Source organism: Amphibiibacter pelophylacis, assembly GCF_037688875.1.
Taxonomy (GTDB): domain Bacteria; phylum Pseudomonadota; class Gammaproteobacteria; order Burkholderiales; family Burkholderiaceae_C; genus Amphibiibacter; species Amphibiibacter pelophylacis.
Window position 1 is genome coordinate 78,329 of record NZ_JAWDIE010000003.1, and the last position, 13,605, is coordinate 91,933.

General features: G+C 68.9%; 9 protein-coding genes. 8 read left to right on the plus strand and 1 reads right to left on the minus strand.

Annotated elements, in window-relative coordinates:
* From RV045_RS02575 to moaE, 3 genes are read left to right on the plus strand one after another with little or no spacing between them, the layout of a single operon-like run.
* A complete protein-coding gene (locus RV045_RS02575; RefSeq protein ID WP_423234197.1) occupies positions 1–1,326 on the plus strand; it encodes a molybdopterin molybdotransferase MoeA in 1,326 nt (441 codons plus the stop codon).
* The gene (locus RV045_RS02580; protein ID WP_423234198.1) at positions 1,320–1,589 is read left to right on the plus strand and encodes a MoaD/ThiS family protein; all 270 of its coding nucleotides are present in this window, start codon (positions 1,320–1,322) and stop codon (positions 1,587–1,589) included. The genes RV045_RS02575 and RV045_RS02580 overlap by 7 nt, the downstream gene beginning before the upstream one ends.
* A gap of 1 nt (position 1,590) precedes the next feature.
* The gene (moaE, locus tag RV045_RS02585; RefSeq protein WP_423234199.1) at positions 1,591–2,067 is read left to right on the plus strand and encodes a molybdopterin synthase catalytic subunit MoaE; all 477 of its coding nucleotides are present in this window, start codon (positions 1,591–1,593) and stop codon (positions 2,065–2,067) included.
* Positions 2,068–2,082: 15 nt separating this feature from the next.
* Here the strand turns inward: moaE and RV045_RS02590 are convergent, their stop codons facing one another.
* The gene (locus RV045_RS02590) at positions 2,083–3,870 is read right to left on the minus strand and encodes an NAD+ synthase (protein WP_423234200.1); all 1,788 of its coding nucleotides are present in this window, start codon (positions 3,868–3,870) and stop codon (positions 2,083–2,085) included.
* Between the two features lie 9 nt (positions 3,871–3,879).
* Here RV045_RS02590 and RV045_RS02595 point away from each other — a divergent pair, with 9 nt between their 5' ends.
* The 5 genes from RV045_RS02595 (at position 3,880) to RV045_RS02615 (ending at position 13,599) form a co-directional block, all read left to right on the plus strand.
* Positions 3,880–5,151: a GNAT family N-acetyltransferase gene (locus RV045_RS02595; RefSeq protein ID WP_423234201.1), complete on the plus strand. Its 1,272-nt coding sequence runs from the start codon at positions 3,880–3,882 to the stop codon at positions 5,149–5,151.
* Complete coding sequence (locus RV045_RS02600; protein ID WP_423234202.1) at positions 5,148–6,464, plus strand: acetyl-CoA hydrolase/transferase family protein; 1,317 nt, start codon at positions 5,148–5,150, stop codon at positions 6,462–6,464. The genes RV045_RS02595 and RV045_RS02600 overlap by 4 nt, the downstream gene beginning before the upstream one ends.
* 370 nt (positions 6,465–6,834) lie before the next feature.
* Positions 6,835–10,056, plus strand: a complete 3,222-nt coding sequence (locus RV045_RS02605) for a glycoside hydrolase family 3 N-terminal domain-containing protein (RefSeq protein ID WP_423234203.1) — start codon at positions 6,835–6,837, stop codon at positions 10,054–10,056.
* Between the two features lie 108 nt (positions 10,057–10,164).
* Positions 10,165–11,328 (plus strand): FAD-dependent oxidoreductase, encoded by a 1,164-nt coding sequence (locus RV045_RS02610; protein WP_423234204.1) that lies wholly within the window; start codon positions 10,165–10,167, stop codon positions 11,326–11,328.
* 90 nt (positions 11,329–11,418) lie between these two features.
* On the plus strand, positions 11,419–13,599 hold the full coding sequence (locus RV045_RS02615; protein WP_423234205.1) for an FAD-dependent oxidoreductase: 2,181 nt from the start codon (positions 11,419–11,421) through the stop codon (positions 13,597–13,599).
* Positions 13,600–13,605 lie beyond the last annotated feature (6 nt).

Below are 13,605 nucleotides of genomic sequence, written 5' to 3' on the forward strand. Positions count from 1 at the left end.
GTGGCCGAACCCCTGATCAGCGTCGATGATTTCATCGCGCAGCTGCCGCGCTGGCTGACCGAGCCAGGCTGGCGCGCCCGCGACGGCGCAGCGCAATCCCTGCCGCTGGACCACCTGCTGAGCCGCCACCTGGCGCAGGACGTGATCGCGCCCATGGCCGTGCCCGCATTTGACAACAGCGCCATGGATGGCTATGCGCTGGCTGCGCCTGAAGGCGATAACGCACAAACCGCGCGCTACACCGTGACACAGCGCATCGCCGCCGGGCAGACCGGCCAGCCGCTGGCGCCCGGAGAAGCGGCGCGCATTTTCACCGGCGCGCCCGTGCCGCCCGGCAGCACGCACATCGTCATGCAGGAGCACGCGCAAGTCAGCGACGGCGTTCTGGTGCTGGACGAGCGCCCGCTCTACCCCGGCCAGCACATCCGCCGCCGGGGCGAAGACCTGACGCAGGGCCAGACCGTGCTGCGCGCGCAGCAGGCGCTGCAGGCCGTTGATCTGGCGCTGCTGGCCTCGCTGGGCCTGAGCCACGCCAGCGTGCGGCCGCGCCTGCGCGTCGCGCTGCTGACCACCGGCGACGAGCTGACCGAGCCCGGCCAGCCGCTGGCGCACGGTGGCGTCTACAGCAGCACGCGCCACGCGCTGCGCCCGCTGCTGACCGCCTGGGACGCTGAGCTGGTTCAGGTCGTGCACGTGCGCGACAACTTCGACGCGATGCGCCAGAGCCTGCTCGACGCCGCCGCCTGCGCCGATCTGGTGCTGAGCACCGGCGGCGTTTCGGTGGGGGGCGAGGATCACGTCAAGGACGCGCTGGAGGCTGTCGGCGCGCTGCACAGCTGGCGCGTGGCCATGAAGCCCGGCAAGCCGCTGGCGCTGGGCCGCATCAGCACGGCGCAGGGTGCCGTGCCCTTCATCGGCCTGCCCGGCAACCCGGTGTCCAGCCTGGTCACGGCGCTGCTTTTCGTGCGTCCGGCGCTGGCGCTGCTGGGCCTGCCCGCAGCCGGGCTGGATCGCCTGGCGCACCGGCCCGGTCTGCAGCTCTGGCCGCAGGCGGTGGGCGGCGTGCTGGCGCAGGATGTGCAGGGCGATCTCAAACGCTGCGAGTTCCTGCGCCTGACGCCCGATGCCGACGGCCGCCTGCGCCCGCTGAGCCGCCAGGGCTCGGGCGTGCTGAGCAGCGTCGCGCAGGCCAGCCACCTGATCCGCGTGGATGCGGGACAGACTCTGGCGGGCAGCAGCGTCCAGCCCATCTGGTCGCTGCACGAACTGATGACGCGGCCTCTGGATCTGTCCACCCAGATCGCCGCCGGAGACGCTTCATGCTGACCGTGCTGCTGCTGGCTTCGCTGCGCGAGCGCCTGGGCTGCGCCCGGCTGGAAGTGCCACTGCCCTCGCCGGCTCCTGACGCCCAGGCGCCCACGGTGCGCGAGCTGCTGGCCGATCTGCACACGCGCGGCAACGACTGGGCCGAAGCGCTGGCCGAGGGCGGCCCCTGGCGCGTGGCCGTCAACCAGCGCTTCGCACGACTGGATCAGGCCGTAGCGGATGGCGACGAGATCGCCTTCCTGCCACCCGTCACCGGAGGCTGAAATGGATCAGACCCCGACTCACCTCCCCACCACCGTCCACATTGCCGTCCAGGCAGAAGCCTTTGACGTGGGCGCCGCCTATGGCGCGCTGGCCGGCCGGGCGGACGTGGGCGCCGTGGTGCAGTTTGTCGGGCGCGTGCGCGACCTGCCCGGCAGCCCCACGCAGGCGCTGGAGCTGGAGCACTACCCCGGCATGACCGAGCACGCCCTGCACGATCTGGCGCAGGCCGCGCAGGCGCGCTGGCCGCTGCAGCACATCAGCATCGTCCACCGCATCGGGCGGCTGGAAGCGGCCGAGGACATCGTGCTGGTGCAGTGCGCCAGCGCCCACCGCGCCGCCGCTTTCGAGGCCGCACAGTTCCTGATGGACCGCCTGAAAACCGACGCGCCCTTCTGGAAGAAAAACCACAGCGCCGACGGCAGCCACTGGGTGGACGCCAAAGCCAGCGACGAGACCGCCGCACAGCGCTGGGTCTGATCGCCCGCCGCCGCGTCAGGCCCGGAACTGCGACGTAATCGGGTAGCGCCAGTCGCGACCGAAGGCACGGTGCGTCACGCGCGTGCCGGGCGCCGACTGGCGGCGCTTGTACTCGTTGATCTTGATCAGGCGGGTGATGCGCTCGACGTCTTCCGGCTTGTGGCCCAGCGCGACGATCTCGGCGATGCTGCGGTTGTCCTGCATCCAGTGCGCCAGGATGTCGTCCAGCACCTCGTAAGGCGGCAGGCTGTCCTGATCAGTCTGGTCGGGACGCAGTTCAGCCGAAGGCGCCCGCGTGATGATGCGGTCGGGGATGACCCAGGTGTGCTGCGCCATGCCGTGGTGGGCATGGCCGGGGTCGTGCGCCACGCTGTCATCCCTGACCGGCTGCAGCACCAGCCCGGGCGGTGCGGGCTGCAGATTGCGCCAGCGCGACAGGCGGTAAACGCGCGTCTTGCAGACATCCTTCAGGGGCGCAAAACCGCCGGCCATATCGCCATAGAGCGTGCAGTAGCCGGTGGCCATTTCGCTCTTGTTGCCGGTGGTCAGCACCATACCGCCCAGCTTGTTGGACAGCGCCATCAGCACCATGCCGCGCGCGCGCGCCTGCAGGTTCTCCTCGGTGGCGTCCAGCGGGCGGCCTTCAAACAGCGGAGCCAGACTGGCCTCAAAGGGCGCGACCAGCGGCGCAATCGCCACCACATCGTGGCGCACACCCAGACGCCGGGCCATGATGGCCGCGTCCGACTGCGAAATGTCGGCGGTGTAGTCCGACGGCATCATCACCGTGCGCACGCGGGCCGCGCCCAGCGCCTCGACGGCCAGCGCCAGCACCAGCGCCGAATCGATGCCGCCCGACAGCCCCAGCAGCACCGAGGGGAATCGGTTGTGATCGACGTAATCGCGCAGGCCCAGGACCAGCGCGTCCCAGATCTGGCGGTCCTCGTCGGGCAGCGGAGCGATGTCGCCCGCGAAAGCCAGGCCCGCGCCGGACGTCCCAGCCACAGCCCGCGACAGCAGCAGCGTCACCTCCTGGAACGACGGCGCACGCGCCGTGATCTTCCCCTGCGCATCCAGCGCGAAGGAGGCGCCGTCAAACACCAGCTCGTCCTGGCCACCGATGCCGTGGGCGTAAACCACCGGCAGGCCGCAGTGGCGGGCCAGATCGGCCATGCGGTGCTCGCGGTCCTGCGCCTTGTTCAGGTGGAAGGGCGAGGCGTTGAGCACCGCCAGCACCTGCGCGCCTGCGTCGCGCAGCAGCAGGCCGGTGCGGTCGAACCAGGCGTCTTCGCAGATCATCAGCCCGACGCGCACGCCGTTCACGGTGAAAACCAGTGGTTCCAGCCCCAGGTCAAAGCCGCTGGCGTAGTAGCGGCGCTCGTCAAACACCTGGTAATTGGGCAGCTCGCGCTTGACCGCACGCGCCAGCACCTGGCCGCCCGCCAGCACCGAAGCGGCGTTGACGCACAGCGGCTGCTGGCGCGACTGCGGGAAATCGCTGGGCGGCACGGGCAGCGGCGCGGGGTGGCCCAGCGCCAGGTGCAGGCCGTCGCAATCGGCGAGATCGCGCGCCAGGGCGCCCAGCGCGTCGTCGCAGGCCTGCATGAAGGCGGGCCGCAGCTGGAGATCCTCAGGGGGATAACCACACAGCGCCAGCTCGGGCGCCAGCACCAGGCGCGCGCCCTGCTGCCAGGCGGCGCGGGCCTGGTGGGCCAGGCGGCGCGCATTGCCATCCAGATCGCCCAGCACCGGATGGAACTGCAGCACGGCCAGCCATGGCCCGGGGGAATTCAAGTCTGTCATGATGACGCCATGTCTACGGATCGCACGGATTATCTCATCACCCTGGCCAGCGACCCGGCGCAGATCCCCGCCGCGCAGTGGGACGATCTGCTGGCGCGCCAGGCCCGGCCCACGCCCTTCATGCGCCACGCCGCGCTGGCCGCCATGCACCACAGCGGCAGCGCCTGCACGGACACCGGCTGGCAGCCGGCCTTCATCGCGCTGTTCGACGCCGCGCAGCCCGAGCGCCTGCGCGCCGCCTGCCCGATGTACATCAAGAGCCATTCCTACGGCGAATACGTCTTCGACTGGGCCTGGGCCAACGCCTACGCCCGCCATGGGCTGGATTACTACCCCAAGGCGCTGATCGCTGTGCCCTTCACGCCCGTGCCGGGCAGCCGCCTGCTGGCCGACAGCCCCGCCGACCGCGCCGCGCTTTTGCGCGTGGCGCTGCAGGTGGTGCGACGCAACGGGATGTCCTCGCTGCACCTGCTGCTGGGCGACGACGCCGACCGCGCGGCGGTGCTGGCCAATCAGGCCACGGAGGCCTCGCTGGATGAGGCCAGCGACGCCCCGCCCACCTTCCTGCTGCGCGACGGGCTGCAGTTCCACTGGCAGCGCAGCGACATGCCGGGCGTGAGCGATTTCGACGATTACCTGTCGCGCCTGCAGCGCAAAAAGCGCAAAAACATCGTCCAGGAACGCCGCCAGGTGGCGCAGGCGGGCGCTGTCGGCACGGTGCGCCTGCTGGCCGATCTGGATGCGGACGAGCTGCAGGACCTGGTCACCTGCTACGCCCACACCTATCACGAGCGCGGCAACCCGCCCTATCTGACGCCTGCTTTTTTCGAAGCCATGCACCGCGACATGGGCCGCCAGTGGCTGGTCTCGCAGGCTTGGCTGGGCCAGCCCCTGCAGCGCGAGCGCCTGCTGGCCAGCGCCCTGCTGGGTCTGGACGAAGGCCCCACGCCGCGCATTTACGGCCGCAGCTGGGGGCGCCACCCGCAGCACGCGCACCTGGATCTGCCCGGTCTGCACTTCGAGACCTGCTACTACCAGCCGCTGGAGTGGGCGCTGGCTAACAAAGTGTCGGTGTTCGAGGGTGGCGCGCAGGGCGAGCACAAAATGGCGCGCGGCTTTCTGCCCGTGCCGACCTGGTCGGCGCACCACATCGTCCAGCGCGATTTCGCCCGCGCCATCGCCGATTTCGTCGACCGTGAAGGCGAGGCCGTGCAGGATCATCTGGATGAGCTGGCGCGGCGAACGCCGCTGCGCACCGATCACAACAAGGAGACACCATGACATCCGATGCCTCTTCCCGCGCCGCCAGAACAGCGTTTCAGGACAAACTCCGCACCCCCGCCGAGGCGATCGGGCTGCTGCGCAGCGGCGACACGGTCGTCGTGCCCACCGGCGCGGCCGAGCCGCCTGCGCTGCTGACGGCGCTGTCTGATGCGCGCCAGCGGCTGGAGGACATCAGGATCAGCCAGATCCTGCCCGCACGCCACTACGGCTATATGAATGAGGCCAGCGCGGCGAACGTGCGCGCCAGCGCCTACTTTCTGAGCGGCGCCGTCCGGCCCGCCGTGCAAGGCGGCTGGGCGGATTTCATCCCCTGCCATTTCTCGGAGATTCCGCTGCTGATCCGCCAGGGCCTGCTGCCCGCCGACGTGGTCTTCAGTCTGGCCTCGCCCATGGACGAGCACGGCTATTTCTCGCTGGGCCTGGCCGCCGACTACACGCTGGCCGCCATCGTCCGCGCCCGCGTCGTGGTGCTGGAGGTGAATCCGCTGGTGCCCTTCACCCACGGCAGCTGCCAGGTGCATGTGTCGCAGATCAGCGCCTGCGTCGAAGACAGCACGCCGCTTTTTCAGGTGGGGCTGCCCGCCATCGGCGCGGTGCAGCAGGCGATAGGTGGCCACGTCGCCGACATGATCGCGGATGGCGACACGCTGCAGATCGGCTACGGCGCCATTCCTGATGCGGTCGTGATGCAGTTGACCGACAAGCGCGACCTGGGCATCCACACCGAAATGCTGGGCGACGGCCTGCTGCGCCTGATCGAAGCCGGGGTGGTGACCAACCAGCGCAAGACGCAGCACCCGGGCAAGAGCATCGCCACCTTCGCGCTGGGCTCGCAGGCGCTCTACCGCCACATGCACCGCAACCCGGGCATCGAGCTGCACCCCGCCGACATCACCAACGACCCCGCGCTGGCCGGTCTGAACGACCATCTGGTCGCCATCAACGCCACGCTGCAGATCGATCTTCTGGGCCAGTGCGGCTCGGAAAGTCTGGGCGGCACGCCCTATTCCGGCACCGGTGGCCAGTGCGATTTCGTCCGCGCGGCCAACCGGTCCAAAGGCGGAAAAGCCATCATCGTGCTGCCTTCCACCGCCAAAAACGACACACTGTCGCGCATCGTGCCTACGCTCACGCCCGGCACGCATGTCAGCACCGGCAAGAACGAGGTCAACTACGTCGTCACTGAATACGGCGTGGCCCAGCTGCGCGGCAAAAGCGCCCGCCAGCGCGCCCAGGAGCTGATCGCCATCGCCCACCCCGATTTCCGCGCCGAACTGCGCGACGGGGCGAAGCGGCTGGGGGTGATGTGAGGGGGTCGGTCGCTGCGTATGATCAGCGACGGCATCCCACAAAATGAGCAAGGCGCCGTGGACGCCGAAACCATTGATCTGGTCTGATCCGCCACGGAGAAAACGCATGGACACTCGCCCCATACACCCCATCCGCACTGACGCAGACTGCAGGGCCGCCTCCGGCGACTGCACCAGCGCCTGGGTATCCCTGCAGAGGTGCTCATTGCGCCAACGGCGACAGGATGATTTGAGAGAGCCGCCGGGGTGATCACCGCACCCCCTGGGGTTACACCCGATACAACGATTTTGCTCAGGCTTCCTATGATGGCGGAAATTTTTCGCAATGCCATCGAATTTCAGGATGGATATCTTTCCTGGAGAAGTCTGAATGAAAAAATCAACTCGAAACCGCGCGCAGGCGCTGACTTTGGGCCTGGCGGGTGCGCTGGCCCTGGCGGCCTGCGGTGCTGGGCTGAACAGCGTCGTACCTGCCCTGCCGCAGGCCAGTGCGCTGAAAGACTGGCCCAGCAGCATCGCCAGCGTCATCGTGCCCGATGCGGCGCAGGAGGCTGAAATCAGCCGCATCGTGGCGGGCATGTCGCTGGCGCAGAAAGTGGGCCAGATGACGCAGGCTGACATCCGCTCCATCACGCCGGAAGAGGTCAAAACGTACTACATCGGCTCGGTGCTCAACGGCGGCGGTGCCTGGCCCAACAACAGCAAGCAGGCCAGCGTGGCCGACTGGCTGGCGCTGGCCGACAGCTACTGGCAGGCGTCGATGGACACCGACATGGCCGTCAAGATTCCGGTCATCTGGGGCACGGACGCGGTCCATGGCCACAACAATGTGTACGGCGCGACGCTCTTCCCGCACAACATCGGCCTGGGCGCCGCGCACGATCCCGATCTGGTCGAGCGCATCGGCGCCGCCGTAGCGCGCCAGGTGGTCGCCACCGGCATCGACTGGACCTTCGCGCCCACGCTGGCCGTCGTGCGCGACGACCGCTGGGGCCGCACCTACGAGGGCTTTTCGGAAGACCCGGAGATCGTCGCCAGCTACGGCGGGCGTTACACCACCGGGCTGCAGGGCCGCTTCGCCGCGTCGGGCCGCCCGACCGTGGTGGCCACCGCCAAGCACTTCATGGGCGACGGCGGCACCGACATGGGCAAGGACCAGGGCGAAACCAAGGCCAGCGTGCTGGACATGATCAACATCCACGCCCCCGGCTACACCACCGCGCTGGCGGCGGGCGCGCAGACGGTGATGGCCTCGTTCAGCAGCTGGACCTACCAGGGCCCGGCGCCCGACGGCACGCCGCTGAACTTCAAAAACGTCAAGATGCACGGCAACAAATACCTGCTGACCGACGTGCTCAAGAACAAAATGGGCTTTGACGGCCTCGTGGTTTCGGACTGGGATGGCATCGGCCAGGTGAAATACACCGACGCCAGCGGCGTGGAAAAGCAGTGCAGCAACGCCTCGTGCCCGGCCGCGATCAACGCGGGCATCGACCTCATCATGGTGCCCAACGACTGGAAGGCCTTCATCGCCAACACCATCGCCTCGGTGCAGGCGGGCGAGATCCCGCAGGCGCGCATCGACGACGCCGTGAGCCGCATCCTGCGCGTGAAAATGCGCTCCGGCCTCATGAAGGTGCAAGGCGGCCAGACCGTTTCGACCAAGCCCTCGCAGCGCAGCGGCGCCGGAGACGCCAGCGCCCTGCAGGCGCGCGATCTGGCCCGCGAAGCGGTGCGCAAATCGCTGGTTCTGCTCAAGAACAAGGGCGGCGTGCTGCCGCTGGCGCGTGGCCAGAAAATTCTGGTTGTGGGCAAGAACGCCGACAGCCTGGCCAACCAGAACGGCGGCTGGTCGCTGAGCTGGCAGGGCACGGGCAACACCAACGCCGATTTCCCCAACGCCGATTCGGTGCTGGCGGGCATCCGCGAAGCGGCGGGTGAGAGCAACGTCGTCTACTCGGCTACGGGCAAGAACGTCAACATCAGCGATTTCAAGGCCGTCATCGCGGTGATCGGCGAAACGCCTTACGCCGAAGGCGTGGGCGACATCGGCAAGGCCGGAACGCTGGCGCACGCGCAGCGTTATCCCGAAGACCTGGCCGCACTGGACGCCGTCAGCGGCAAAGGCGTGCCGGTGATCACCGTGCTGGAAAGCGGCCGCCCCGTCTGGGTCAACCGCGAGATCAACCGCAGCGACGCCTTTGTCGCCGCCTGGCTGCCCGGCACCGAAGGCAAGGGCGTGGCCGACGTGCTGTTCCGCAAAGCGGATGGCAGCGTCAACTTCGATTTCAGCGGGCGCCTGTCCTTCTCCTGGCCCAAAACCGCCTGTCAGGAGCCACTGAACCGCGGCGACGCCAGCTACGATCCGCTCTTCGCCTACGGCTACGGGCTGAACTACACCAGCAGCAGTACCGACGTGGCTGCCCTCGACGAAACCGTGCCCACGCTGGGCTGCGGCCAGAGCGCCGCCACCGGCCCGGCCGCGACCGACGATCTGGTCGTTTTCCGCCAGGCCGAAACCGCGCTCTACCCGCTCTTCATCGGCACCCCGGCCAACTGGGCGATGCCGGTGGGCAGCGATCTGAACGCGGTGGTGAAATCGTCGGACGGCAACGTCACGGTCCAGACCAGCCAGCTCAACGTGCAGCAGGACGCCAAAAAAGTCACCTGGACGTCCACCGGCCAGTTCATGGCGCAGTCAGTCGGCGTCAAAACCGACTACAACGGCTATCTCAGCGCCAACGCCGCGCTGGTCTTTGACGTGGCGGTGCACCAGGCGCCCCAGGGCAACGTGAAAATGCGGGTGGACTGCGGCTACCCCTGCATCGGCGAGGTCGATACCACCCGAGCGCTGCGCAGCCTGCCGCTGGACACGAAGAGCACGGTGAAAATTCCGCTGTCCTGCTTCATGGCCAAGGGCACCGATTTCTCGGCGGTGGATGTGCCTTTCCTGGTCTTCACCGAGAAGCCCTTCTCGGCCACCTTCGCCAACATCCGCTGGCAGATCGGTGCCGCGAACGATGCCGACGCGCAGACCTGCGACAGCCTGGTTCCGCCGCCCGCCGCCACGGTAGACCCCCTGCCCGGCCCCAGCGCCACGCTGTTCGGCCCGGATGGCAGCACGCTGGGCGGCTTTGCGCTGGCCACCTGGTCGTCCAACAACAGCCACGTGGTCGCCGACACCGCCACCACGCCGGGGGTGATGGACCTGAACTTCCTGGCCGACGGCGCCAACGGCACCGCGACCCTCAGCGGAGGCCCCGTCAATCTGGCCAGTTACGCGGCCAGCGGCCTGCTGACGCTGGACGTGAAGGTGCTCAGCTGGGGCAGCAACACCAAGGGCCTGGCCCTGAAAATGGAAAGCCCCGGGACCGACTGCCGCAACATCGACTACGGCGTGCCGCAATCCGCCATCCCGGCCGACGGGCAGTTCCACAGCCTGTCGCTGAAAATCGCCGACATCGCCGCGCAGAAGGCCGCCGACTGCTTCTCGCTGGAGAACATCTCGGTGCCCTTTGGCATTTTCCCGGTCTGGGACGACCAGCAGGGCGTGCACATCCAGGTGCGCAACGTGCGGATCAGCACGCAGTAAGCCCGCGCGACCAGCGTGGGCCAGCGCCCGCCACGGCCTGGGCCGGGCGGGCGTTTTTCATGGGCGCGAGATAATCCGGGCTTCGCTCACTGCCTCGCCCCATCGCCCATGCCCACCCTCATCCTCGCCGGAGCCGGTCACGCCCACCTCGCCCTGCTGCAGCGCCTGCGCCGCCAGACGCTGCCGTCCGGCTGGCGCGTGGTGCTGGTCTCGCCGCCGGAGCCCCTCACCTACTCGGGGATGCTGCCCGGCTGGCTGGCCGGGCACTACGCGCTGGACGAGCTGCAGATTCCGCTGCAGCGCCTGATCGCGGACGGGCCGGTCGAACTGCACCCCGGCCTGATCGTGCGGCTGGACGCGGCACAGCATCAGATTCATCTCGCCAGCGGCGAAGCACTGGGCTACGACCTTCTTTCACTCGATGTCGGCGGCGTGCTGGCGGATTTTTCGTCCGCGAAGCCCGGTCCGCACGGCGCGAAGCCCGGTCCGGTGGGCGCGATGCAGATCCTGCCGGTGCGCCCGCTGGACACCTTCATCGCGGGCTGGCAGGCCTTTGTGGATGGCCGGGAAGCACAGGCCGGGGCGCAGTCAAGCCCAGCCTTCGCGAGAATCGCCGTGGCCGGGGGCGGCGCCGGGGCCATCGAGCTGGCGCTGGCCGCTGCCCACACACTGCGCCGCTGGCCGAAGATCGAAGTCCACCTGATCGCACCGCAGAGCAGCCTGCTGGCCGGGCACGCTCCGGGCGTGCGACGGGCGGCGATCCAGGAACTCGGCAGGGCGGGCATAGCCCGGGTCGATGCCCGCCTGGTGCGCGGGGCCAGCGGCCCGGCCCTGTCCACCGGCCAGGCGCTGGAGGCCGATCTGCTCATCGTCGCCACGGGCGCGCAGGCGCAGCCCTGGCTGGCGGACAGCGGTCTGGCTGTGGATTCGGGCGGCTTCGTCCAGGTCGATGCCACGCAGCGCAGCTCCAGCCACGCCGACGTTTACGCGGCTGGCGATGTCTGCGCGCGGGTGGATGGCCCGTTTGCGCGATCGGGCGTCCACGCCGTGAAGGCCGGCCCGGCGCTGACGGACAACCTGCTGGCGCGCATGGCCGGGCGGCCCGCCACAGCGCTGTACCGGCCGCGCCGCAGCACGCTGTATCTGCTGGCCTGCGGGCCACGCCGGGCGGTGCTGTCCTGGGGAAAGTGGCACAGTGCGGGCGCGCTGGAATGGCAGCTCAAGCGCTGGATCGACACGCGCTTCATGACCCGCCAGCGTTGTGGGCTGTAAGAAAGACGCCCGCCGCGCGTCTAAAGCAGAACACGCCCTGGGATTCATCCGCCCCAGGCCCTCGCAGCACCGCATCCGGCCCCATTCTTCATGAAAAAAATCCTCCTTCTTGCGGCGATCGCCGTCGCCATCGCCGCGTTTTTTGCGCTGGGCGGGCCGCATCTGCTGTCCCTGGACGCGCTGCGTCAGAACCATGCGGCGCTGCAGGCCTGGCGGGACGAATCGCCGCTGCTGGTGGCCGGGGCGTTTTTTGGGCTTTACACGCTGGTGACGGCGCTGTCCATGCCGGGCGCCGCCATCCTGACGCTGGCGGGCGGCGCGCTGTTTGGCCTGCCGCTGGGGCTGGGGCTGGTGTCTTTTGCCTCGTCGCTGGGCGCAACGCTGGCTTTCCTCAGTTCGCGCTACCTGCTGCGCGACAGCGTGCAGCGCCGCTTTGCCAGCACGCTGGCGGGCGTTAACGCGGGCATGGCACGCGATGGCGCGTTTTACCTGCTGACGATGCGCATGGTGCCGGTTTTCCCGTTTTTCCTGATCAACCTGGTGATGGGGCTGACGACCATCCGCGTCGGGACGTTTTACCTGGTCAGCCAGATCGGCATGCTGGCCGGAACGGCCGTGTACGTGAACGCGGGCACGCAACTGGCTGCGCTGAACAGCCTGTCGGACATCGCGTCACCCGGCCTGCTCGCGTCGCTGGCGCTGCTGGGCGTGTTCCCGCTGCTGGCGCGCTGGGTGCTGAACCTGCTGGCGCGCCGCCGTGTGTACGCGCGCTGGACGCGGCCGCGCCACTACGACCGCAATCTGGTCGTGATCGGCGCGGGCGCGGCCGGGCTGGTTTCGTCCTACATCGCCGCCACGGTGCAGGCCAAAGTCACTCTGGTCGAAGCCAGCCGCATGGGCGGCGACTGCCTGAACTACGGCTGCGTGCCCAGCAAAGCGCTGATCGCCAGCGCCAAAGCCGCGCACCAGATGCGCCACGCCAGCCGCTACGGCCTGCAGGATGTGGCCCCGGTGTTCTCTTTTGCCGACGTCATGGCGCGGGTGCAGCGCGTGATCCGGCAGATCGAACCGCACGACAGCATCGAGCGCTACACCGCGCTGGGCGTGGATGTGGCCCAGGGCCACGCGCGCATCGTCGACCCCTGGACGGTGCTGATCCGCCGCCCGGATGGCAGCGAGCAGCGCCTGACCACGCGCAGCATCGTCATCGCGGCGGGCGCGCGGCCCATCGTGCCCGATCTGCCGGGGCTGGATCAGGTCAGCCACTACACCAGCGACACGCTGTGGGAGGCTTTTGCCGCGCTGCCCGAGCTGCCGCGCCGCATCGTGCTGCTGGGCGGCGGGCCGATCGGCTGCGAGCTGGCGCAGGCCTTCGCCCGGCTGGGCGCGCAGGTGACGCAGGTCGAGCGCGGTGACGCGCTGATGGGCCGGGAGGACGAGGACGTCAGCGCCTTTGTCACCGGGCGCCTGCGCGCCGACGGCGTCACGGTGCTGACCGGCCACAGCGCGCTGCGCTGCGAAAAATCTCCGAATGGATCCGACGATGGCGGGCAGCGCCTGATCGTTCAGGACAAAAACGGTGGCGAGAGCGCCCTGCCCTTCGACGCCCTGATTCTGGCCGTGGGCCGTCAGGCGCGGCTGGAAGGCTACGGTCTGGAAGAACTGGGCATCACCACGGGCCGCACCGTGGTGACCAACGAGTATCTGGAAACGCTCTACCCCAACATCCTGGCCGCTGGCGACGTGGCCGGGCCCTTCCAGTTCACGCACGCCGCCGCGCATCAGGCCTGGACGGCCAGCGTCAATGCGCTGTTCGGGCACCTGCGCCGCTTTAAATCGGATCACCGCATCATGCCGCGCGTGACCTTCATCGACCCGGAAGTGGCCCGCGTGGGGCTGTCGGAGCGCGAGGCGCGCGACCAGGGCATCGCCGTCGAAGTCACCCGCTTCGCGCTGGATGATCTGGACCGCGCCCTGGCCGACGGCCAGACCCACGGCTTCATCAAGGTGCTGACGCCGCCGGGCAAAGACCGCATTCTGGGCGTGACGATTGCGGGCGCCCACGCGGGCGAGCTGCTGGCCGAATATGTGCTGGCCATGAAGCAGGGTCTGGGCCTGAACCGCGTGCTGGGCACAATACACAGCTATCCGACGATGGCCGAAGCCAACAAATACGTCGCGGGCGAATGGAAGCGCCAGCACGCGCCACAGGCCGTGCTGCGCTGGCTGGGCCGCTACCACCAGTGGCGCCTGGGGCGCGCGCCCTCCTGAGCCTCG